At 72.2% G+C, this 22,786-nt stretch carries 19 protein-coding genes; 15 read left to right on the plus strand and 4 right to left on the minus strand.

The window, feature by feature from the left end:
- Positions 1-87: 87 nt before the first annotated feature.
- The 5 genes from ACFZCY_RS24065 to ACFZCY_RS24085 are packed head-to-tail and all read left to right on the plus strand — an operon-like array spanning position 88 to position 4,711.
- A complete protein-coding gene (locus ACFZCY_RS24065) occupies positions 88-1,242 on the plus strand; it encodes an ROK family glucokinase (RefSeq protein WP_361480653.1) in 1,155 nt (384 codons plus the stop codon).
- A 32-nt stretch (positions 1,243-1,274) separates the two neighbouring features.
- Complete coding sequence (locus tag ACFZCY_RS24070; protein ID WP_391176808.1) at positions 1,275-1,856, plus strand: hypothetical protein; 582 nt, start codon at positions 1,275-1,277, stop codon at positions 1,854-1,856.
- Positions 1,857-1,889: 33 nt separating this feature from the next.
- Positions 1,890-3,227 carry a 4-carboxymuconolactone decarboxylase gene (gene pcaC / locus ACFZCY_RS24075; protein ID WP_391176811.1) on the plus strand — a complete coding sequence of 446 codons (1,338 nt, stop codon included), beginning with the start codon at positions 1,890-1,892 and terminating at the stop codon, positions 3,225-3,227.
- A gap of 29 nt (positions 3,228-3,256) precedes the next feature.
- Positions 3,257-3,901, plus strand: coding sequence for an MBL fold metallo-hydrolase (locus ACFZCY_RS24080; RefSeq protein WP_361480644.1), 645 nt, complete (start codon positions 3,257-3,259; stop codon positions 3,899-3,901).
- Between the two features lie 30 nt (positions 3,902-3,931).
- Positions 3,932-4,711, plus strand: coding sequence for an exodeoxyribonuclease III (locus ACFZCY_RS24085; protein WP_391176815.1), 780 nt, complete (start codon positions 3,932-3,934; stop codon positions 4,709-4,711).
- Positions 4,712-4,774: 63 nt separating this feature from the next.
- On the opposite strand, the gene ACFZCY_RS24090 is transcribed toward ACFZCY_RS24085, so the two are convergent.
- Entirely contained in the window at positions 4,775-6,598 is a 1,824-nt protein-coding gene (locus ACFZCY_RS24090) for a GDSL-type esterase/lipase family protein (RefSeq protein WP_391176819.1), read from the minus strand.
- A gap of 154 nt (positions 6,599-6,752) precedes the next feature.
- Between ACFZCY_RS24090 and ACFZCY_RS24095 the strand changes: the two genes are divergently transcribed.
- The 5 genes from ACFZCY_RS24095 to ACFZCY_RS24115 all read left to right on the plus strand — a co-directional run bounded on the left by ACFZCY_RS24095 (position 6,753) and on the right by ACFZCY_RS24115 (position 10,463).
- Positions 6,753-7,193: a DUF6278 family protein gene (locus tag ACFZCY_RS24095; protein WP_391176821.1), complete on the plus strand. Its 441-nt coding sequence runs from the start codon at positions 6,753-6,755 to the stop codon at positions 7,191-7,193.
- An 81-nt stretch (positions 7,194-7,274) separates the two neighbouring features.
- Positions 7,275-8,021, plus strand: coding sequence for an ATP-binding cassette domain-containing protein (locus tag ACFZCY_RS24100; RefSeq protein WP_391176824.1), 747 nt, complete (start codon positions 7,275-7,277; stop codon positions 8,019-8,021).
- Positions 8,022-8,029: 8 nt separating this feature from the next.
- Positions 8,030-8,947 (plus strand): transporter substrate-binding domain-containing protein, encoded by a 918-nt coding sequence (locus tag ACFZCY_RS24105; protein WP_391176827.1) that lies wholly within the window; start codon positions 8,030-8,032, stop codon positions 8,945-8,947.
- Between the two features lie 11 nt (positions 8,948-8,958).
- Positions 8,959-9,603 carry an ABC transporter permease subunit gene (locus ACFZCY_RS24110; protein ID WP_391176831.1) on the plus strand — a complete coding sequence of 215 codons (645 nt, stop codon included), beginning with the start codon at positions 8,959-8,961 and terminating at the stop codon, positions 9,601-9,603.
- On the plus strand, positions 9,600-10,463 hold the full coding sequence (locus tag ACFZCY_RS24115) for an ABC transporter permease subunit (RefSeq protein ID WP_391176834.1): 864 nt from the start codon (positions 9,600-9,602) through the stop codon (positions 10,461-10,463). Before ACFZCY_RS24110 ends, ACFZCY_RS24115 begins: the two co-directional genes overlap by 4 nt.
- Before the next feature lie 8 nt (positions 10,464-10,471).
- On the opposite strand, the gene ACFZCY_RS24120 is transcribed toward ACFZCY_RS24115, so the two are convergent.
- Positions 10,472-14,320 (minus strand): hypothetical protein, encoded by a 3,849-nt coding sequence (locus ACFZCY_RS24120; RefSeq protein ID WP_391176837.1) that lies wholly within the window; start codon positions 14,318-14,320, stop codon positions 10,472-10,474.
- Positions 14,321-14,547: 227 nt separating this feature from the next.
- Between ACFZCY_RS24120 and ACFZCY_RS24125 the strand changes: the two genes are divergently transcribed.
- From ACFZCY_RS24125 to ACFZCY_RS24140, 4 genes are all read left to right on the plus strand, one after another.
- The gene (locus ACFZCY_RS24125) at positions 14,548-15,465 is read left to right on the plus strand and encodes a peptidoglycan-binding protein (protein WP_391176840.1); all 918 of its coding nucleotides are present in this window, start codon (positions 14,548-14,550) and stop codon (positions 15,463-15,465) included.
- Positions 15,462-16,616, plus strand: a complete 1,155-nt coding sequence (locus tag ACFZCY_RS24130; protein WP_391176842.1) for a GH25 family lysozyme — start codon at positions 15,462-15,464, stop codon at positions 16,614-16,616. Before ACFZCY_RS24125 ends, ACFZCY_RS24130 begins: the two co-directional genes overlap by 4 nt.
- Before the next feature lie 67 nt (positions 16,617-16,683).
- Positions 16,684-16,830 carry a hypothetical protein gene (locus ACFZCY_RS24135; protein WP_391176845.1) on the plus strand — a complete coding sequence of 49 codons (147 nt, stop codon included), beginning with the start codon at positions 16,684-16,686 and terminating at the stop codon, positions 16,828-16,830.
- Position 16,831: 1 nt separating this feature from the next.
- Positions 16,832-17,833 carry a peptidoglycan-binding protein gene (locus ACFZCY_RS24140; RefSeq protein ID WP_391176848.1) on the plus strand — a complete coding sequence of 334 codons (1,002 nt, stop codon included), beginning with the start codon at positions 16,832-16,834 and terminating at the stop codon, positions 17,831-17,833.
- Between the two features lie 273 nt (positions 17,834-18,106).
- On the opposite strand, the gene ACFZCY_RS24145 is transcribed toward ACFZCY_RS24140, so the two are convergent.
- Both ACFZCY_RS24145 and ACFZCY_RS24150 read right to left on the minus strand, forming a co-directional pair.
- Positions 18,107-19,699: an alpha/beta fold hydrolase gene (locus ACFZCY_RS24145; RefSeq protein ID WP_391176851.1), complete on the minus strand. Its 1,593-nt coding sequence runs from the start codon at positions 19,697-19,699 to the stop codon at positions 18,107-18,109.
- 172 nt (positions 19,700-19,871) lie between these two features.
- The gene (locus ACFZCY_RS24150) at positions 19,872-20,624 is read right to left on the minus strand and encodes a hypothetical protein (protein WP_391176854.1); all 753 of its coding nucleotides are present in this window, start codon (positions 20,622-20,624) and stop codon (positions 19,872-19,874) included.
- A 126-nt stretch (positions 20,625-20,750) separates the two neighbouring features.
- Here ACFZCY_RS24150 and ggt point away from each other — a divergent pair, with 126 nt between their 5' ends.
- A complete protein-coding gene (gene ggt, locus ACFZCY_RS24155) occupies positions 20,751-22,622 on the plus strand; it encodes a gamma-glutamyltransferase (RefSeq protein WP_391176856.1) in 1,872 nt (623 codons plus the stop codon).
- Positions 22,623-22,786 lie beyond the last annotated feature (164 nt).

Genomic DNA, 22,786 nt, shown 5'->3' on the forward strand with positions numbered 1-22,786 from the left:
CTCCCGAGACCCCCGCAGGGACGACGAACTCTTGCGAGCACGCACCCGCAGCGACCGCACCCCCCGCACCGGTGAAGGGGCCGGCCGATGAGCATCTACCGCGAAAGAGTGCACCGGGGCTCGGCCCGGGCCACCGTGCTGCGGACCGTCGGCACGCGTGAGCGCCGCTCGCACCTGAGCGCGCCCCGGGTCCCCACGGTCGGCATCGACATCGGCGGCACGAAGGTGATGGCCGGGGTCGTCGACGCCGACGGCAACATCCTGGAGAGCAAGCGCACCGAGACGCCCGACAAGTCCAAGAGCCCGAAGGTCGTCGAGGACACCATCACCGAACTCGTCCTGGACCTGTCCGACCGGCACGATGTGCACGCCGTCGGCATCGGGGCGGCGGGCTGGGTGGACGCGGATCGCAACCGGGTCCTGTTCGCGCCCCACCTGTCCTGGCGCAACGAGCCGCTGCGCGACCGGCTCGCCGAGCGGCTCGCCGTTCCGGTCATGGTCGACAACGACGCGAACGCGGCCGCGTGGGCCGAGTGGCGGTTCGGCGCCGGACGCGGCGAGGACCATCTCGTCATGATCACGCTCGGCACCGGTATCGGCGGCGCGATCCTGGAGGACGGCCAGGTCAAGCGCGGCAAGTACGGGGTCGCCGGCGAGTTCGGCCATATGCAGGTCGTGCCCGCCGGACACCGTTGCCCCTGCGGCAACCGGGGCTGCTGGGAGCAGTACAGCTCCGGCAACGCGCTGGTCCGGGAGGCCCGTGAGCTGGCCGCCGCCGAGTCGCCGGTGGCGTACGGGATCACCGACCGGGTCGGCGGCAACATCCACGAGATCACCGGGCCGCTGATCACCGAGCTGGCCCGGGACGGCGATGCCATGTGCATCGAACTCCTCCAGGACATCGGCCAGTGGCTCGGGGTGGGCATCGCCAACCTCGCCGCCGCCCTCGACCCCTCCTGCTTCGTGATCGGGGGCGGCGTCAGCGCCGCCGACGATCTGCTGATCGTCCCGGCCCGGGACGCCTTCCGGCGCACCCTGACCGGGCGCGGCTACCGGCCGGAGGCCCGTATCGTCAAGGCCCAGCTGGGGCCCGAGGCGGGGATGGTCGGCGCCGCCGACCTCGCCCGGCTCGTCGCCCGCCGCTTCCGCCGCGCCACCCGCCGCCGGGTCGAGCGGTACGAGCGCGCCGGGTCCTCCTCCCCGCTGCGGCTGGCGCCGCGCGGTCAGGCAGGCCGCGAGTGAACGCCGCCGAGCAGCGCCCCGGAGGTACCCCCGTGTCCGAACGACCCGGCGGGTCCGATACGTCCGCCGCGACCGGTGGGTCCGGCGGGTCCGGCGGTGGCCGTCCGCGGCGCCGCTGGCTCAGGGCCGTGATCGTCTTCCTGCTGATCGCGATCCCGGCCGGCTATCTGATGATCTCCGCCATGCAGAGCCGCGACGGCGGCCAGGAGAAGGCGGAGGCGGCCAAGTCCAAGGGCCTCTCCGCGGGCTATCCGTCCCGGGTGCAGCGGCGCATCTACGACGTGCCGATCCCGCAGCACTCGCGCAAGGTCGCCTCGTACGAGACGAACTCCTGGAAGGTCAGCTCGCTGTACGTGCAGTTCGTCACCTCCCGCGACGGACTCGACGGCTTCCTGGCCAAGCTCGGCACCCGTCGCTCCGCGCTGGAGAAGGGCGCGGTGACCATCACGCGCGAGCAGGCGAAGAAGGTCGGCTGGCAGGTCGGAGCCGCCGGTCACGAGTGGTCCGGAATGGTGATCAAGCAGAAGGATCCGCAGCCCAAGCTGAGAATCACGGTCAGGAACGACAACCCGGCCCATCCGAAGGTCTACGTGGTCTCCACCGTTACGCCGTAGGGACCGCTACGACGTTCGGGATACCGTTTCCGGGTGAGCGAGACCAAGACACTTCAGTACCGGACCGACGGCCCCGAGGACGGGCCCGTACTCGTCCTCGGCCCGTCGCTGGGCACGACCTGGCATATGTGGGACCGCCAGATACCCGAGCTGTCCCGCCACTGGCGCGTCCTCCGCTTCGACCTGCCGGGCCACGGCGGCTCGCCCGCCCACCCCGCCCCCTCCGTCGCGGAACTCGCCGCCCGGCTGCTGGCCACCCTCGACATGCTGGGCGTCGACCGCTTCGGCTACGCGGGCTGCTCGATCGGCGGGGCCATCGGCGCCGAACTGGCGCTGCGACATCCCCTGAGAGTGGGCTCGCTCGCGCTCGTCTCCGCCTCCCCGCGCTTCGGCACCGCCGACTCCTTCCGGCAGCGCGGCGTCGTGGTCCGCACCAACGGCCTCGACCCGATCGCCCGCGCCACCCCCGAGCGCTGGTTCACGCCCGTCTTCGCCGCCGCCCAGCCCGCCATCGTCGACTGGGCCGTCCAGATGGTCCGCACCACCGACCCCGGCTGCTACATCGCCGCGTGCGAGGCGCTGGCCGCCTTCGACATCCGCCCCGAGCTGGGCCGGATCGGCGTCCCCACGCTCGTCCTGGCCGGGGCCGAGGACCAGGTCACCCCGGCCGCCGACGCCCGCGTCCTGGTCGCGGGCATACCCGACGCGCGGCTCGCGCTCGTCCCCGGCACCTCGCATCTGGCGCCCGTCGAGCAGCCCGCCGCCGTCACCGACCTGCTGGTACGCCACTTCTCCAGCTCGTGGCGGTCCTCGGACCACCCGACCGGGATGACCGCGGTCTCCGCCCCGCCCGTCAAGCCCGTGCTGACGCCGGTGCCGCCGCCGGTCACCGCCCCGGCCCCGCCGCGTACCGCCCCGACCGCCGCGCCCGCCGGTCCGCCCGTCGAGATCGGCTACACCCGGCCGCCCGAGCCGGGCCCTGACGGCCGCGCCGACACGTACGACCAGGGCATGAAGGTCCGGCGCGAGGTGCTGGGCGACGCCCATGTGGACCGCGCGGAGTCCCAGGTCGACGACTTCACCGGCGACTTCCAGGACTTCATCACCCGCTACGTGTGGGGCGAGGTGTGGACCCGGCCCGGTATCGACCGCCGCACCCGCAGCGTGATCACCCTCACCGCCATGGCCGCCCGCGGCCACCTCGACGAACTCGCCTTCCACACCCGGGCCGCCCTGCGCAACGGGCTGACGCCGGCCGAGATCAAGGAAGTGCTGCTGCACACCGGGATCTACTGCGGGGTGCCCGCCGCGAACTCCGCCTTCGCCGTCGCCCAGCGGGTCATCCGCGAGGAGACCAGCCCCGAGGAGTAACGCGGGCAAAAGGGAGGACAATGATCCTCATGAAGCTCACGAAGAAGGGCCACGCCTGCGTCCGGCTGGAGAAGGACGGGCAGCTGCTGGTCATCGACCCCGGAGGCGTCAGCGAAGAGGACGCCGCGGTCGGCGCGGACGCGATCCTCGTCACCCACGAGCACTTCGACCACTTCAACGAGGAGCGGCTGCGGGCGGCGCTCGACGCCAACCCCGCCGCCCACATCTGGACCCTCGCCAGCGTCGCCGGACAGATCTCGGCGGCGTTCCCCGGCCGGGTCCACACGGTCGGCGAGGGCGACACCTTCACCGCGGCCGGATTCGACATCGAGGTGCACGGACAGCTGCACGCCGTCATCCACCCCGACATCCCGCGCATCACCAACGTCGGTTACGTGGTCGACGGCGCGGTCTTCCACCCGGGCGACGCGCTCACCGTCCCGGACCGCCCCGTGGAGACGCTGCTGCTGCCGCTGCACGCGCCCTGGAACAAGTTCTCCGAGATCCTCGACTACGTGCGCGAGGTGGCCCCGCGGCGCGCGATCGACATCCACGACGCCCTGCTGTCCGATCTGGGCCCGATGGTGTACGGCCGGATGCTGGGCCCGGACGGACCGGGGACCGGCGCCGCGGAACACATCCGCCTGACCCCGGGCGAAACGCTTCCGCTCTAGGTGTCGGACCCGGGATGTAAGTTGTCCCCCATGCGCATCGCGACCTGGAACGTCAATTCGATCACCGCCCGGCTGCCCCGGCTGCTCGCCTGGCTGGAGAGCAGCGGCACGGACGTGCTGTGCGTCCAGGAGACCAAGTGCGCCGAGACGGCCTTCCCCTTCGAGCCCCTGCGCGAGCTGGGCTACGAGGCCGCGGTCAACGCCACCGGCCGGTGGAACGGGGTGGCCGTCGTCTCCCGGGTCGGCCTCGGCGACGTGGTCTCCGGCCTCCCCGGCGGCCCCGACTACGACGGCGGCCAGGAGCCCCGCGCGATAGCCGCCACCTGCGGCCCCGCCCGCGTCTGGTCGGTCTACGTGCCCAACGGCCGCGAGGTCGGCCACCCGCACTACGACTACAAGCTGCGCTGGCTGGACGCCCTGCGGGAGGCCGTGGCCGAGGACGCGAAGGGCCCCCGGCCCTTCGCCGTCCTCGGCGACTTCAACGTGGCCCCGACCGACGACGACGTCTGGGACCGCTCCCGCTTCGACGGCCTCACCCACGTCACCGACAAGGAGCGCGAGGCCCTGGCCGCCCTGCGCGAGGCCGGCCTGTCGGACGTCGTCCCCCGCCCCCTGAAGTACGACCACCCCTTCACGTACTGGGACTACCGGGAGCTGTGCTTCCCGAAGAACCGCGGCATGCGGATCGATCTGGTCTACGGCAACGCTTCGTTCGCCGGTGCCGTCGGCGACGCCTACGTGGACCGCGAGGAGCGCAAGGGCAAGGGCGCGTCCGACCACGCCCCGGTGGTGGTGGACCTCCAGCCGTAACCCGGCGGCCGGGTGCGCCTGTCCGGGGTGCCCCGGGGCTCTCGCGCGCGGGTGCGGCCCTCCTCAGCCCCGTAGCGCCCGCAACGGCACGGCGTCCGCCATCGCCTTCAACCCCGCGTCCCCCGGGTGCAGATGGTCGCCGCTGTCGTACGCCGGGAGGATGCGCGACGGGTGCGCGGGGTCGCGTACGACCGCGTCGAAGTCCACGACCGCGTCGAACACCCCGCCGCCTGCGCGGATGAAGGCGTTCACCACGGAACGCCGGGCATCCGCGTCGGCGGTGCACAGCGACTCGCCCTCGCAGGGCGTGATCGTCCCGCCCAGCACCCGCAGCCCCCGCGCGTGCGCCCGGGCGGCGATGGCCTTCAGGCCCGCGATGACGTCCTCGGCCGAGGTGCCCCAGCGCAGGTCGTTGATGCCCTGGAAGACGACGACCGTACGGGCGGAGGTCTGGGCCAGGACGTCCCGCTCCAGGCGGCTGCCCGCGCTCACCCCGCTGGTGACCGTGGAGACCCCGTCGCCGGGATAGACGTCCGTGACCACGCGGTTGGCGGAGATGCCGCTGTTGACGACGCCGTACGCGGGCACACCGGCCCCGGGGGCGCGCAGCCGGCGGGCGAGGACGTCGGGCCAGCGCCGGTTGGCGTCCATGGTGGACTTGGTGCCGTCGGTGATGGAGTCGCCGAGGGCGACCACCGACCCCGGGCCGCCCCGGACGTCGACGCCGGTGAGGAACGGCCAGGTGGTGAGGGTGCCGGTGTACGCGTCGGCGCCCGTCTCGCCCGTACGGTCACCGCTGCCCGGCGCGCTCAGAAAGGAACGCTGGGTGGCCTGGGTGTGCACCGGCACCGCCGCGACCGGCCCGGGAAGGTGAATGCTGACCAAAAGGTTCGCGTCGGCGGGGACGGCGAAGTCCACAGGATCGCTGAAGGCCTGCGCGCCCGCCGGGATCGACGTACCGGCCCGGCCCCGGAAGGTCAGCGGCACCGGGGTGCCGTTCGCCGCCGCGCCGCTCGCCTGGAGGGCGACCGTGGCGTGGCCGATCTCGACGGGGGCGGCGGCGAAGGTGTTCTCCAGCCGGATCCGGGCGCCCGGCCCGCCCGCGCTGGTGTGCACGACGAGCCGCAGCGTCTGGTCGGTCCACGGCCCGGCCTTGGTGTATCCGGCGGTGCTCGCCGCCCAGCTGCCGGTCCAGCCCCGCGCGGGCTGCCGCAGCGAGGCGGCGAAGACGTGCAGATCGGACCCCGGGCCAGGGTCCTTCGGCAGGGTCACCGACGCGACCTGCCGGTCGCCGCGCAGGGGCACCGTCACCGCGTACAGCCGGGCCGCCTCCGCCCGCTGCCCGTCGGCGGTGTTGACGTGCGGGAGGCCGACCGCCTTGGTGGCGGCGGGGCCCGCGCGCCAGTCGGGGGCGCTCAGGGTGTACGTACCGGACGAACCGTCCCGGTAGCGGACCCGGCCAGTGCCGCTCGCCCCGGCGCCGGGGCCGCCCGGGGAGCTGCTCGCGACCAGGAAGGTGAGCGCGTCGCCGCGCCCCCGCAGCCGCACCGACTGCCCGTCGGCGATCACGTTGTCGGGCCGGGCGGGCCGGGACCCGGCGCTGCGCGGCCAGGTGAGCCGCGCCGCGTCGAGGTCGATGGCGCGGCCGGGGGTCCAGCCGGCGGCCCGCAGGTCCTGTGCGGAGAGGGAGTTGCCCGCCCCGTCGAAGTCCGCCGTGCCCGGCGCGGTGTCGTCGCCGACCGCCCGGTTGTCGAAAAGCCGCTCCAAAGGGAGCGGCTTGGGGGTGGTGGTGCCTTGCGCCACCGAGGGTGCGGCCGGTGCGAGGAGTACGAGGGTGGCACCTCCCGCGACCATCCCGGCCACGTTCCATGGTCTGACGACGCGCATAGGTGTCCCCTCTCGTAACCGACCCGACCGGCGATTCGACAGGTGCATGGCGAACGTAGGGAGACGGCCGGGTGTCGTCAAGACAAGCAACGGGTCACGGACGCCGCCGCGCGCCCTGTGGTGCGCCCGTGCACTTGGTGCGACGCTGAGCCGTATGAACATCCCCTTCCTGGACAACTGGCGCAAGCGGCACGGTGCGGTCTCCGGTACGGCTCTGATGAGCGCCCAGGAGGCGGACCCCCAAGGCGTGGCGCAGCTCCTCTCCGAATGCGAACTGCTGCGTGCCCGGGCCGCGCAGGCGGGCATCGGGCTCGACGACTCGGCAGCCTCCCTGGAGGCGCTGGACCAGCTGGTACCGCGCTGGCGCGACGACCCGGAGGAGCTGCCCTGGCTCGGTAACGACGCCGGGCTGTATCTGGGCACGGTCATCGTCCGCACCGTGCCGGGCGCCGTCTGGCAGGTGTGGCCCAACGGCCGCCCCGTGGTCCGGCTCGACTCCGGCCGGGAGGTCGACGTGGTCGAGGCGGGCCACCAATGGGCCGCCGACGGCGCCCCCGAGCTGTCCCAGCTGTACGCGGAGGTCTCGGAGGGCTGAGGGGGCCACTATCGGGCGTTATCCACCCATTGGTGCGTGTCCTGACCGAAGTGCCGCTTTCGTGTGGATAGTTTGCGCGGCATGGCCGTGGGTGAACCGCTGATCGAGCTGCGCAACGTCAACAAGTACTTCGGCGCGCTCCACGTTCTCCAGGACATCGACCTCACCGTCGGCCGCGGGGAGGTCGTGGTGGTCATCGGGCCGTCCGGGTCCGGGAAGTCGACGCTGTGCCGGACGATCAACCGGCTGGAGACCATCGAGTCCGGTTCGATCGTGGTGGACGGGCGGCCGCTGCCCGAGGAGGGCAAGGAGCTGGCGCGGCTGCGGGCCGAAGTGGGGATGGTCTTCCAGTCGTTCAATCTGTTCGCCCACCGGACCGTGCTGGACAACCTGATGCTCGCCCAGGTGAAGGTCCGCAGGCGCGGCAAGGCGGAGGCCGGGCGGCGGGCCCGGGAGCTGCTGGACCGGGTGGGGCTCGCGGACCAGGCGGACAAGTACCCCGCGCAGCTCTCCGGCGGTCAGCAGCAGCGGGTGGCGATCGCCCGCGCGCTGGCCATGGACCCGAAGGTGATGCTCTTCGACGAGCCGACCTCGGCGCTGGACCCGGAGATGATCAATGAGGTGCTGGAGGTCATGCGGCAGCTCGCCCGGGACGGGATGACGATGGCCGTCGTCACCCATGAGATGGGCTTCGCCCGGTACGCCGCGAACCGCGTGGTCTTCATGGCCGACGGCCGCATCGTGGAGGACCGCAGCCCGGAGGAGTTCTTCAAGGCGCCGGAGACCGCCCGGGCCAGGGACTTCCTCTCCAAGATCCTCAAGCAATGAGCCGGGTGATGACGCACATGAGGCGCACCCTGACCGCCGTCCTCGCGCTGCTCCTCGCCCTCACCGGCGGCGCCATCGCCGGCTGCGGCAAGCAGGGCAGCCCGCCCGCCAAGGGCCCCAAGCCCGAGGAGCTGCCGCACTACAGGGTGGCCACCGGCTTCCGGCTGCCGTCCTCGCCGACCTGGCGGAAGGCGAAGCGGCGCGGATACCTGATCGTCGGGGTCAAGGAGGACCAGCCGTATCTGGGCGAGCGGGACCCGGCCACCGGCCGCTACTCCGGCTTCGACATCGAGATCGCGAAGATGATGGCCGCGTCCCTCGGCTTCCCGCCCCGGACCATCCGGTTCCGGACCATCGCCTCCGCCAACCGGGAAACCGCGCTCCAGAACGGCCAGATCGACTACTACGTCGGCACCTACACCATCAATCCGCTGCGCAAACGGCTGGTCGGTTTCGCCGGTCCGTACTACATGGCCGGGCAGTCGCTGCTGGTGCGCGCCGATACGAACGACATCCACGGCCCCCGCGACCTGGCGGGCAAGACCGTCTGCTCGGTGGCCGGTTCCACCCCGCTGCAGCGCATCCAGCACGACTACCCCAAGGCCCACGCGGTCGCGTACGACACGTACTCGGTGTGCGTGGACAACCTGCTCAGCTACCAGGTCGACGCGGTCACCACGGACAACGTCATCCTGCTCGGCTACGCGGCCAAGGCGCCCAAGGAGCTGAAGGTCGTGGGCAGGCCGTTCTCCAAGGAGCCGTACGGCATCGGCGTACCCAAGCGGGATGTCGCGCTGCGCTTCGCGCTGGACGACGCCATCGAGGCCCATGTGCGCGACGGCAACTGGAGACGGGCGTACAACGCGACCCTCGGCCTGTCCGGTGTGCCCGCCCCGAAACCGCCCGCCGTCGACCGCTACCACTGAGGCCCGCGCTCATGGACGTGCTCACCCAGAACTTCTCGCTCTACGGCCGCGGTCTGCTCGGCACCATCGAGCTGACCGTCTACGCCTCGCTGCTCGCCCTCGCCCTCGGCGTCCTGATGGCCGCCTTCCGGGTCGCGCCGGTCGCCGGCCTGCGCGCCTTCGGCACCGGCTGGGTGACGGTGCTCCGCAACACCCCGCTGACGCTGCTGTTCTTCGCGGTGATGCTGGGTCTGCCGCGCTTCGGGCTGGTCCTGCCGTTCACCGCCTTCGCGGTGCTCGCCCTCGGCTGCTACACCTCGGCGTTCATCTGCGAGGCGGTGCGCTCGGGCATCAACACGGTGCCGGTCGGGCAGGGCGAGGCCGCCCGCAGCCTGGGCATGACCTTCGAGCAGACGCTCGGGGCGGTGGTGCTGCCGCAGGCGTTCCGCGCCGTCATCCCGCCGATCGGCTCGACGCTGATCGCGCTCGCCAAGAACTCGGCCATCGCCGGGTCGTTCAGCGTCACCGAACTGCTCGGCACCTACAAACCGCTCAACGAGATGGGCTACAGCGTCGTCTGGTCCTTCGTCTGGATCGCCGTGGGCTATCTGCTCGTGACCCTGACCATCAGCGCGATCTTCACCGTGCTGGAGAAGCGCTGGGGAGTGCCGCGTTGACCACCACCGCCGTCCTCTACGACGTCCCCGGGCCGCGCACCGTCCGCCGCCACCGCCTCTACGGGCTGATCGCCACGCTGGCGCTGCTGGCCCTGATCGCCTGGGTGATCCATCTCCTTGTCGACACGGGTCAGTTCGCGTACCGGAAGTGGATGCCCTTCGCGTACGTGGGCATCCAGGAGCTGCTGCTGCGCGGGCTCGGCAACACGCTCAAGGCGTTCGGGCTCGCCGCCGTCCTCTCGCTGGCGCTGGGCGGGGTGCTGGCCGCCGGGCGGCTGTCCGACCACCGCCCGGTGCGCTGGTCGGCCACGCTGATCGTGGAGTTCTTCCGCGCGATGCCCGTGCTGGTGATGATCTTCTTCGTCTTCGTGGCCCTGAAGGTGCAGCCGCTGCCCGCCCTGGTCACCGGGCTGACCCTGTACAACGGCTCGGTGCTCGCCGAGGTGTTCCGCGCGGGCGTGGCGGCGGTGGACCGCGGGCAGCGGGAGGCGGCGTACTCCCTGGGCCTGCGCAAGACGCAGGTCATGACGTACGTCCTGGTGCCCCAGGGGGTACGGGCGATGCTGCCCGCGATCATCAGCCAGCTGGTGGTGGCCCTGAAGGACACCTCGCTCGGCTTCCTCATCACCTACGAGGAGTTCCTGCACGCGGGCAAGCTCATCGCGTCCAACCTCGACTACGACCTGCCGTTCATCCCGGTCGTGATGGTCATCTCACCGGTCTACATCGGGATGTGCATGCTGCTGTCGTGGTGCGCGAACTGGGTGGCGAAGCGGGAGCGGCGCAGCGTGAAGACGGAGAAGGTGCGGGTGGCGCCGCCCGGCCCGGCCGCGCCGCTGCCGGGCGACACCCGCGCCTGAACCACGGGTCAGCGGCAGGTGGGCTCGAAGGAGAGCCCTGGGATGTAGTGCCGCCACTGCTGCCGGGTGAGGGTGTGGGGCGTGGAGTCGCAGATGCGCCGTACGTTGCGGGCAGGGTCCATGGACCACAGCCGTACGGTGTGGTCGTCGCTCGCACTGGCCAGGGTGCGCCCGTCCGGGCTGAAGACGGTGTCGTCGATCGGGCCGGAGTGCCCGGTGAGGGCCGTGCCGAGCTGGGTGGGTTTCCCCGGGTCGGTCACGTTCCACAGCCGTAGGGTGCTGTCGTCGCTGCTGCTGGCCAGGGTGTTCCCGTCCGGGCTGAAGGCCACCGCGTACACGAAGCTGGTGTGGCCGTACAACGCCGAGCCGAGCTGGGACGGCCGGGCGGGATCGGTGACGTTCCACAGCCGTACCGTGTGGTCGACGTTGGCCGTGGCCAGGGTGCGGCCGTCAGGGCTGAAGGCCACCCCGTAGACCCCGCCGCTGCTCACCGCCAGTTCCCGGCCGAGCTGCCTGGGACGGGCCGGGTCCGTCACGTTCCACAGCCGGGTGGTGTCGTCCGCGCTCGCGCTGGCGAGGACGTGGCCGCGGGGGCTGAAGGCCACCGCGGTGACGGAGTTCCGGTGCACGGTGATGGGGTCTCCCACCTCGCGCGCCCGCGCCGGGTCGGCGACATCCCAGAGCCGGACCGTGTGGTCGTCGTAGCCCGCGCTGGCCAGGAGGTGGCCGTCGGGGCTGAACGCAACCGAGTTGACCTCGCCCGTATGCCCCTTGAGCGGTTCGCCCAGCCGTCGTGCCCGAGCAGGGTCGGCGGTGTCCCAGAGCCGGATCGTGCCGTCCCGGCTGGCGCTGGCCATCACCGTGCCGTCGGGGCTGAACGCCAGCTTCCGGACCGCGTTGCGGTGACCGATCAGCGGCCGGCCCAGCGGTCTGGGGCGGGCGGGGTCGGCGACGTTCCACAGCCGTACGGCGGCGTCGGTGGAGCCGTCGGCCAGGATGTGCCGCTTCGGGCTGAAGGCCACCGTGTTGACGTAGCTGGGGCCGGGCAACACCATGCGCGGAAGGGTCCACAGCCGTACGGTGTGGTCGGCCCCGGCGGAGGCCAGCGTGTGGCCGTCGGGGCTGAACGCCAGCCAGTAGACGTACTCCGTGTGGCCGGCCAGCGGCTGCCCGAGCGGCAGGGGATGAGCGGGGTCGGCCACGTTCCACAACCGCACGGAGTGGTCCGCCCCGGCCGTGGCCAGCACGGTGCCGTCCGGGCTGAAAGCGGCCGCGTAGACGGTGTCGGTGTGCCCCTCCAGCTTTCCGAGCAGGGCGGGCTTCGTGGGATCGGCCACGTTCCACAGCCGTACCACCCGGTCGTTGCCGACCCCGGCGAGGACGCGGCTGTCCGGGCTGAACGCCGTCGCGAACACCGTGTCACCGGAGTCGGTGAGCGGCCGCCCCAGCTTCCTGGGCTCGGCCGGGTCCGAAACGTCCCACAGCACGATCCTGTGGTCGTGCCCGGCGCTGGCGACCGTGCGGCCGTCCGGGCTGTACGACGCCGAGGCCACCGCGCCCTTGTGGCCCCGGAGCGGTGGGCCCAGCTTCTCGGGGCGGGCCCGGTCGGTGATGTTCCACAGCCGGACCGATCCGTCGTCGCTCGCGCTGACCAGGGTGTTCCCGTCCCTGCTGAACGCCACCGAGAAGACGTAGCCGGTGTGGCCGCGCAGCGGCGCCCCCCACGGGACGGGGTGCGCCGGGCGGGTGAGGTTCCACAGTCGTACGGTGCGGTCGCGCCCGGCTCCGGCCAGGGTGCGGCCGTCGGGGCTGAAGGCGAGCCAGTAGACCGTGCCGGCGTGGCTGTCGACGGGCTTCCCCAGCGGCCGGGGATCGGACGGGTCGGCCACGTTCCACAGCCGCACCTTGCCGTCCCTGCCCGCCGAGGCCAAGGTGCGGTGGTCGGGGCTGTACGCCACCGCGTAGACCGTGCGGTTCCCGCTGGGCAGCGGCGTGGACAGCGGGGTGCCCGCCGCGCTGATCAGATCCGTGCGGATCTCGGGGCGCTGCCGGATGCGGTAGGCGGCGACGTCCAGCTGGGCGGCGAGCGAAGGGTCGGTCGCCCGGAGCTGGTCGGCCTCGGTGCGGACCTCACCGAAGACCGCGTTGTCGTGCTCGGCCCGGGCGGTCGCGTTGGTCTGGTACGCCACGACACCGGCGACCGAGGCGAGCAGGGCCAGCACCGACGCCACGACGATACCGGTGCGGCGCAGCCGGGCGGCCCGGGTCTCGTGCCGCGCCGAGGTCCGCAGGAACTCGGCGACGCGCGGGGCGAGCCGCAGGTCCTCGCCGTGCCGGTCGGCCCAGGCACGCGCGGTGGTCAGCATGGTGCCCCGGTACAGCGCCCCGGGGTCCCGGTGCTGTCGGTCCCAGGCGGCCGCCGCGTCCGCGACCTGCTGATGGAGCAGCAGCCCGGTCCGGTCCTCGTCGATCCAGCGGTGCAGCCGGGGCCAGGCCCGCAGCAGCGCCTCGTGCGTGATCTCGACGGTGTCCCGGTCCAGGGTGACCAGACGGGCCCGGGCCAGCAGGTCCAGGACGGTGTCGGTGTCGGCGCCGGAGCCCAGGTCTTCGCGGAGCACGGGCCGTTTGGTGTCCTCGGTACCCTCTCCCAGGGCCACCATCCGCAGGAAGATCCCCCGGGTGAGCCGCCGCTGTTCGGCCGACAGCTCCTGGTACAGGGCCTCGGCGGTGTTGGCCAGGGCGTGCGTGATGCCTCCGGTGGCCTCGTAGCCGGCCAGGGTGAGGGTGTTGCCGCGGCGCCGCTGCCAGGTCTCGCGCAGGGCGTGCGAGACGAGCGGCAGGATGTTCGCCTGGCCGGTGGCCTCCGCGACCACGCGGGCCAGCAGCGACCCCTCGACCGTGCACTCGGACCGGATCGCGGGCCGGCTGACGGCGCGCCGCAGCTCCTCGGTGGACATGGGGCCCACCAGCACCTGGGCGTCCCGCAGCGCCTCGACCAGCTCCGGGTACTCGGAGCAGGCGGCGTAGAAGTCGGCACGGACGCCCAGAACCAGTCGGATACGGCTGTTGGACGTCTGGACCGCCGTCAGCAGCGCCTCGATGAACCGGGCGCGTTCGGACCGGTCCTGGCACAGGGTGAAGACCTCCTCGAACTGGTCGATCACCACGAGCAGTTCGGTGTCCTCGTCCCGGCCTTCCCCGGCCAGCGCCTGGAGCACGGTCAGATGCAGCGCCCGGGGATTCTCCCGCAACTCCCCGTGCAGGGCGGTCGCCGACCGATGGCCGAAGGCGGCGAGCCGGGCGGCGCACTCCTCCAGCGGATGCGCGCCCGGCGCGAACAGCAGCGTCGGCCACCCGGGGACCCGGGCGCCGCCGTCCCCGTTCCCGTTCGCGTCTCCCCGTATCCGTGGGATCAGCCCGGCGCGCAGCAGTGAGGACTTCCCGGATCCGGAGGCGCCGAACACGGCGGTGAACCGGTGGCCGCGGACCCGGGCCACCAGATCGTCGGTGAGCCGCTCGCGTCCGAAGAACAGGGAGGCGTCCTCGGGCTGGAACGCGGCCAGCCCGGCGTACGGGCACTCCCGGTCGTCCCGGGGCACGGGGGCCTGGCGCCCGTCCGGCGGTCCTCCGGTGGCCAGTTCCGCCGCGACCTCGTGCCAGCGGGCCTCCCACTCCCTCTCGTCACCCCCGCAGGAACGGACGAAGGCGAGTGTGACCTCCAGGCTCGGCAGCTTCCGGCCCCCGGCCGCGTCCGCGAGCGTGCTGGAGGAGTAGTGCGCCAGCGCGGCGAGCTTCCGGTAGGTGGGCTTTCCGGCCTTGTCGCGCAACCGGCGGAGATCAGCTGCGAACGCGGTCAATAAGCCGCCGTCATCTTCCAGTGGACGCTCGGTACGAGGCATTCCCACCCCCAGGACGTGACGTGTCGACGTCACCTTATTGTCCGGAGCTGTTTGTCCGGCGCCACATCACCGACACCGGACAACGCGACTCCCGTAGAACCGATGCGGCACCGGCGAACACGGGGGTTCCGCCGGTGCCGTCCACCTGGCCTTGCCGCCCCCACCGCCACGGAAGAGGAATCCACATGGCGTTACGCGTTCAGCCCGCCGCCCGGTCGCGGCGGCACACCCGACGGGCCCTGCTGGGCATGGTCACGGCCGTGATCGCGGCCGGCGCCCTGGTGTCCGCCCCGGACCTGGCGACGGCGGCGACCGCGCCGGACATCACGCGGGCACAGCGCGACCTGAACGGTCTGGCGTACGGCTCGCTCGCCGAAGACGGAATCGAGGGGACGCAGACCAAGAAGGCGACCTCGGCGTTCCAGAGCGACCGGTGCCTGAGCATCGACGGCATCATCGGGCCGAAGACCCTCGGTGCCCTCGACGCCGTCGTCAAGGAAGTCCAGGCGAAGGCCGGAACCTCCGCCACCGGCCTCTACGATGCCGCGACCAAGGCCGCGGTGAAGAACTACCAGAGCGCCCACGGCCTTTCGGCGGACGGCCTCGCCGGACCGCTGACCATGAAGTCCATGGGCGTCGAGCGGCTCGTCGAAAGCTGCCACGACACCGACGCCATCCGGGAGAAGGCCGTCGCGATCGCCATGGGCGAGGTGGGCACCACGGCGGATGCCGGCCGGTGCGTACCCGGCAAGCCGTACAGCATCTGCGACGAATGGTGCGCGGCCTTCGCCACCTGGGTCTGGCGCCAGGCCGGGGTCGGGATCCCGTCGCTGAACAGCGTGCCGCAGGTGTACGACTGGGCGGTCGCCCAGGGCAGGTGGGTGCCCACCGACCAGCTGAGCACCGCGCGGCCGGGCGACCTGATCATCTTCGGCAGCGCGGGCAACCGCTACCACATCGGCGTCGTCGACCAGGTCGGCGGCCAGAACGTGCGGGTCGTCTCCGGGAACACCACCAACCCCGACAAGCCCGGCCAGTACGGCGTCTATGACAAGACCTACCCGCTGTCCGCGTCCGTCTTCTACGGCCTGGTGCGCCCGTGACCGCCGGACGCCTGGCCCGGTGCGCCGCCGTCGTGGCCACCGTCCTCGCGGCCCTGGTCCCGGAGGTCACAGCCCATCAGGCGGCTGCCTCGCCCCGGGTGCCCGGGGCGCTGCGGGGGCTCGACGTGAGCGGCTACGACGGGAACGTGGACTGGTCGTCGGTGGCCGCGAAGGGCGCGGCCTTCGCCTACGTCAAGGCGACCGAGGGCACCGGCTACACCAGCAGCTACTTCGCCCAGCAGTACAACGGTGCGGCCGACGCCGGACTCGTGCGCGGCGCCTACCACTTCGCCCGCCCGGACGTCTCCGGTGGCCGGGAGCAGGCCGACTACTTCGTGGACCATGGCGGCACCTGGGTCGCCGACGGCACGACCCTGCCCGGCGCGCTGGACATCGAGTACAACCCGCATGGCGACACCTGCTACGGGCTCACCCCGAAGGCGATGGTGGGCTGGATCGCCGGCTTCCGGGACGAGTACCGGGCCCGCACCGGACGCGCCCCGGTCATCTATACGACCACCGGCTGGTGGTCGAGCTGCACCGGCGGGCATGCCGGGTTCGGCGCCACCGATCCGCTGTGGATCGCCAACCACACCGGCCAGGCGACCCCGTTGCCTGCGGGCTGGAGCACGTACACCGTCTGGCAGACCGCCGGCGCCGGGGACTTCCCCGGCGACCAGGACGTCTTCAACGGCACTCGCGAGAACTTGACGGCCTTCGCCCTCGGCGACTACACGCCTCCGCCGCCAGCTCCCGCCTGGCCTCTCGTCCAGCAGGGCCAGAGCGGACGCCGGGTCACCACCGTGCAGTACCTGCTGAACGCGCGCGGGGCGTCCCTGGCGGTGGACGGCCAGTTCGGCGCCGGCACGCGGGAGGCGGTCGTCGCGTTCCAGACCACCCAGGGCCTCACGGCGGACGGCATCGTCGGCCCCCGGACCTGGCAGGCCCTGGTGGCCACCGTCCGGCAGGGTGACACCGGCCCGGCGGTACGGGCGCTCCAGGAGGAGCTGAACGCCCACGGGGCGTCCTTGACCGTCGACGGCCGCTTCGGCACGGGCACTCGCGACGCGCTCGCGGCCTTCCAGACCGCCCACGACCTCACCTCCGACGGCATCGCCGGTCCGGACACCTGGCTGGTGCTCGTGTCCTGAGCCCCGGCACACCCGCTCACCACCTGTGCACATCCACATCCGAACCGGACAAGAAGGAGCAGCACTCATGACCGAGCCCGAACCCACCCCGCCGTACCCGGTTGGTGGTGCGGGGATCTTCGACGTCGACCCCGACCAGGACGGCGTCAGCCAGGACCCCGACCAGGAAGTGACGTCCGACGTCGACGCCCTCCCCGAAGACATGGAGCTGTGAGATGGGAACCGCCCAAGGCATGATCGCCGTTGCCCGTAAGCTGCTGGGGACCACCGAGCACCCACCGGGCTCCAACCACAACACCGTCACCTCCTGGTACGGCTTCTCCGGCCCGTGGTGCGACATGTCCATCAGCTACGAGGCCGCCCACTCCGACAACCTCAAGGCAGTGATGGGCAAGTACGCCCTGACCACCGCCCACGCGCGCGCCTTCCAGAGCAAGGGACGCTGGCACTACGGCCTCGGAGGCATCCGCCCCGGGGACGTCGTCTTCTTCGACTGGTCCGGTGGCCGCTCCATCAGCGGCATCGACCACGTCGGGCTCGTGGAGGCCGTGCATTCCAACCACACCATCACCACGCTGGAGGGCAACACCTCCGACGCCTTCCGGCGCAGGCGACGCAACTCCGCCTGTGTGGTGGGCTACGGCCGCCCCGCTTACAGCAACGCCGCGCCTCTGCCGTCCCACGACGGCATCCTGCGCCGCGGTTCCACCGGCAAGGCGGTCAAGGCTCTGCAGAAGAACCTGAACGCGGTGCAGCAGGCCGGCCTCACGGTGGACGGGGAGTTCGGGCCCGCCACCGAAAAGGCCGTCCGCACCTTCCAGAGCAAGCACAAGCTCACCGTCGACGGCGAGTACGGTCCGCACACCGCCGCCGTGATGAAGGCGGCCCTGGCCGGGCGCAGCTCGGTCATCAAGCCGAAGGCACTGGTGGCGGGACCGGGTGAGCTGGAGGTGGACGGCATATTCGGCCCGGCCACCTGCGCCGCCCTCCAGCGCGCCCTCAACGCCAAGGCCGCGGCGGGCTTGGAGGTCGACGGGGCCTTCGGCCCGCTGACCGTCTCGGCGTTGCAGGGCTATCTGAAGGTCGCGGTGGACGGCATCGTCGGTCCGGAGACCACCACCGCCCTTCAGAATCACGTCGGCGCCGCCGGCGGTGGTGACTGGGACGCCGACACCACTCGGTTGCTGCAGAAGGCTCTGAACGCCGGTACCTTCTAGGGCTTGTCGGAAGGGGAGCTCATCGGGCCGTTGCCGGCCATGGGCGGCAACGGCCCCGATCCCGAGCAGTGCGAGGGGCGATCATCAGGACGGGCGAGCGGGGTTGGAGAGGAAACATGGAGGATGCGAGCGGGGGTGTGCCCGTCGGCGCCCTCGGGCAGTCACGCATAGCTGGCTTACCTGCTGGCCTTCGTCGGCATCGCGCTGTGAGGCGCATCCTGTCGAACCCGCTGCCCGCGACGGGCAGCGGGTTCGACAGGAGGTTGGGCTGGATCACTGGTCGCGCACCGGGACCGACAGGTACGAGGGGTCGGCGTCCGGTGAGGAGAAGGTGAGGTGGGCGCCGTCCGGGTTGTGCTCGATGTAGAGCGGGTCGACGGTGTCGACCACCAGCGCGAGCTTGTGCCCGGCCGGGACGTCGTACGCCGTCGAGAACAGGTCCAGGTCGACGGGGAAGGGCTTGCCCGGGGTGCGGTCGTGGAAGGTGACGGGGGCGTTGGTGATGAGCTTGCCGACGCCGAGGGGGCCCACGTCGTAGAGGTAGGCGACCGCGGTGCCGTCGGCCTTGTCGCTGGTGAGGGTGGTGTGCAGGGACACCGTGCCGCGGACGCGCTGCTCGGTCGCGTACGCCCCGGTCTGCCAGACGGCGGCGTACGAGCGCGGCAGCAGCGGGATCGAGGCGAGCGGCGGGAGCTTGAGGAACTGGTCGAGCGCGCCGGTCAGCATGACCGTTCCGGCGTTGGCGCCCGAGTCGTGGTTCGCGGTGACCGTCTCGGCCCGGTCGAGCGCCACCCGGCGCCGCTCCGAGGGCACGGCGGACCAGCTGGCGTAGCCCTCGTAGCCGCCGCCGGTGCGGGACATGAGCTGCACCGGCCGCTCTTGGTCGATGCCGTTGCGCTCGCCCTTGAGGTAGCGGTCGAGCCAGCGCTCGGAGTGCTCCCAGGTGTCGTTCGGCAGCCCGAAGAGCCCGCCGAACTCGGCGGTCGCGTGGTCGCCCGGCCGGAACTCCAGCCGCTTGGGGCCGGTCAGCTTGTCGTAGAAGTCGGCGTAGCTGTTGGGCGGGAAGATGGAGTCGCCCCAGGCGTTGCCCAGCATGATGGCGGCGCCATTGGCGTTGATCTTGTCGAGGTAGGTGGCCGCCGAGCGCTTGCGGCCCCACTCGATCATCTCCGGTTCCTTGGCCAGGTTGGAGCCGAGGAAGTCCTTCAGGATCTGCTGGAATTCGTCGCTGGGGCGGCCGGTGAGGGCTCCGGCGCCGCCGAGCAGCCCGGCGGCCTGGGCGTGCTGGGTACGGCCGCTGTAGATGGAGCCGATGAGATCCGCCCAGCCGCTCATCGAGACAACGGCCTTGATGCGCTTGTCGGAACCGGCGGCGAGCAGGCTGATCCCGGCGCCGTACGACACGCCCGCCATGCCGATGTGGTCGGGGGCGGCGGCGGTGTTGGCCAGCGCCCAGTCGATGACTTTGGAGGCGTCGGCGACGTCGGGCGGCCCGGCCGTCTCGATGCGGCCGCCGGACTGCCAGAAGCCGCGGGTGTTGTAAGTGACCACCACATAGCCGGAGTCGGCGAGCTTCTTGGCCTGCGCGAGGTATTCGACCTGCGGCATGGACCAGCTGGTGGGCAGCACGACGAGGGGGAGGCGGCGCGAGGTGTCCGTGGGGGCGACGACGTTGGCGGCCAGGGTGACGCCCCCGTCGCCCGGGATGTCGACGAACCGTACGGAGGTGTCGGCGGCGGCCGCGGACGCGGGGGCGGCGGGCGCGGCGCCGGCGGCGGGGGCGAGGACGAAGGTCGCACCGGCCAGGACGGTCGCCGAAAGGGAGGCGGCGGCGGTGGTACGCAGTGCTCGGCGGGCAGGGGTCACTGTCGCTCCAGACGTGGATGCCGTGGGGGGCTGGGGGAGCACCGGTGCAGGCCTAAGTGACCTGACGGTAACTCGACGCCCTACCGCTGGTAATAGGGCGGTAAGTTACGCCTGGGTAACGATGCGGGCGTTGGGGACCCGGACACCGTACGCGATGCGATATCCGGCCCGCTCACCCCTCCTTGAGGAGCGTCTTGGCGGCCGCCCGGCCCCCCGCCGCGGTGGCCTGCTTGGTGACGTCCGCGACCAGCTCGACCACATCCGGGCCGTACGCCTGGGAGTTGATCACCTTCAGCAGCAGACAGAACGAGCCCTGCGTCCCGTACTTGCGGGCCAGCTTGGCGCGGTTGCGCACCAGATGGCGTACGGCGGCACGGTGGGTGACCGGGCGCTGCCCGGCGGCCAGGAAGACCGGACGGCCGCCGTCACCCGCCGTCAGCCGGGCCACCAGGACGTGCTCGACCGCGCCGGGCTCCGGGCGGTACTCGGTGCCACCGATGGTGAACGCGCCCCGGTTCGCGCCGGACTCGTCGCCCTGGTGCACCGTCACGCCCGGCAGCAGGTTCGCCATGTGCGCGGTCAGCCTGCGGTGCGCGATCGGGTCGCCCACGCAGAACTCGGTGCGCGCGCCGAAGCCCTGCAGCCCCGTGTCGTGCGGGGCCACCTCGGCGTGCGCCCCGCAGTTCTCCACCACGGAGGCGAGCCCCAGCAGCGCGAGGGCGTCATGGCGCGGGATGGACCAGTGCGCCGTGGCGCTGTCCCGGTGGGTGACCAGCACACATTCCGAGCCGTCCGGCAGGCCGAAGAAGCGCTGCTCACGGGCGCGCGCCCGGCGCCCGGCCGCCGCGTGCACGGCCCAGCCGAGCGCCACCCCCACGATCAGTGCCGCTCCGGAAGCGATCAGGTCCTGCACGGTGTCACTCATGGCCGCGCATCGTAGCTGCCATCCGGAGTCGTGTTCGAGCGAATGCGGAAGGGCACTCGCCCCCTGTCGTGAGCATGAGCGTCGCCGGTAGGCTCCGCTCTCTCTGTCGTCCGCTTGGAGGTCCGGATGGGGCACGCCGCACGACCCGCCACAGCAACCAGAGCCACGGCACGAGCCGCCCGGCGCGCGCTGCCCGCGCTCGCCGCCGCGGCCGGAATGGTCGCCGTGCTCGGCATCGCCCCGGCCGGTGCGCACGCCGCCGGTGTCGCCGGGCCCGCCGCTGGTGCGCCCGAGAAGACCCCCGTGGCCACCGGCTACGGCGGCGCGGTCTCCAGCGTCGACCCGGACGCCTCGGCGGCCGGGATCGACGTCCTGCGGCGCGGCGGCAACGCGGTGGACGCGGCGGTGGCGACGGCGGCCGCGCTCGGGGTCACCGAGCCGTACTCGGCGGGCATCGGCGGCGGCGGATACTTCGTCTACTACAACGCCAAGCGGCACACCGTGTCCACGCTCGACGGCCGCGAGACCGCGCCGCTCAGCGCGAACCAGAACCTCTTCCTGGGCAAGGACGGCAAGCCGCTGCCGTTCGACGACGCCGTCACCAGCGGGCTCAGTGTCGGCACCCCCGGCACCGCGGCCACCTGGCGGGACGCCCTGGACGACTGGGGCACCCGGTCGCTCGGCCAGGTGCTGAAGCCCGCCGAGAAGCTGGCCCGCGACGGCTTCACCGTCGACAAGACCTTCCGCCAGCAGACCGCCGACAACGAGGACCGCTTCAAGGACTTCCCGGCCACCGCCGAGCTGTTCCTGCCCGGCGGAAAGCTCCCCGCCGTCGGCTCGACCCTCCGCAACCCCGACCTCGCCCGCACCTACGCGCTGCTCGCCAAGAAGGGCGTCGGCGCGATCTACAAGGGCGAGGTGGGCCGCGACATCGTCTCCACGGTCCGCAAGCCCCCCGTCGACCCGAAGGCGCCGCGCGTCGTGCGGCCCGGCGACCTGCGGGCCGAGGACCTGCGGGCGTACGGCACGAAGCGGCAGGCCCCGACCCGCACCTCCTACCGCGGCCTGGACGTGTACGGCATGGCGCCCTCGTCCTCCGGCGGCACCAGCGTCGCCGAGGCGCTGAACATCCTGGAGCGCACCGACCTCTCCAAGCTGAGCGGGCGCGACTATCTGCACCGCTACATCGAGGCCTCCCGGATAGCCTTCGCCGACCGCGGCCGCTGGGTCGGCGACCCGGCCGCCGAGGACGTACCGACCAAGGCGCTCACCTCGCAACGGTTCGCCGACTCCCGTGCCTGCCTCATCAAGCCCGACGCGGTGCTGAAGAGCCCGCTCGCCCCCGGCGACCCGAGGAACCCCGGCGCCCCCGGCACCTGCGACACGCGCGGACACGCCGCCCCCACCACCTACGAGGGCGAGAACACCACGCATCTGACGACCGCCGACAAGTGGGGCAACGTCGTCGCGTACACCCTCACCATCGAGCAGACCGGCGGCAGCGGCATCACCGTCCCCGGCCGGGGCTTCCTGCTCAACAACGAACTGACCGACTTCTCCTTCGCGCCCGCCGACCCCGCCGTCCACGACCCGAACCTGCCGGGCCCGGGCAAGCGGCCGCGCTCGTCGATGTCGCCGACCATCGTGCTCGACGGCCACAAGCCGGTGCTGGCGCTCGGCTCACCGGGCGGGGCCACGATCATCACCACCGTGCTGCAGACCCTGCTGAACCACCTCGACCGGGGCATGCCGCTGGTCGACGCGATCGCCGCGCCGCGCGCCAGCCAGCGCAACGCCGCCCAGACGGAGCTGGAGCCCGGGCTGTGGAACAGCCCGGAGCGGGCCCGGCTGGAGGCGCTGGGCCACGCCTTCAAGGAGAACCCCGAGATCGGGGCCGCGACCGGCGTCCAGCGGCTCGGCGACGGCCGGTGGCTGGCCGCCGCCGAGACGACACGGCGCGGCGGCGGCTCGGCGATGGTGGTACGGCCCGCGGGCTGACCACCATGTGGACCACGGTGGCGGTCGGGCCCCGTCTGGACCGCCACCGTAAAATCCCCACAGGAATCCGTACAACCTTGCCTGGCGTGTGCGTATCCGGAAATGTGCGCCTAGCGCGCCGCTACCCGGGTCCGTAACATGCGGGGTGTCGAATGCGGGGGTGG

The organism is Streptomyces sp. NPDC007983, assembly GCF_042958345.1.
In the GTDB taxonomy this organism is placed as follows: Bacteria; Actinomycetota; Actinomycetes; order Streptomycetales; family Streptomycetaceae; genus Streptomyces.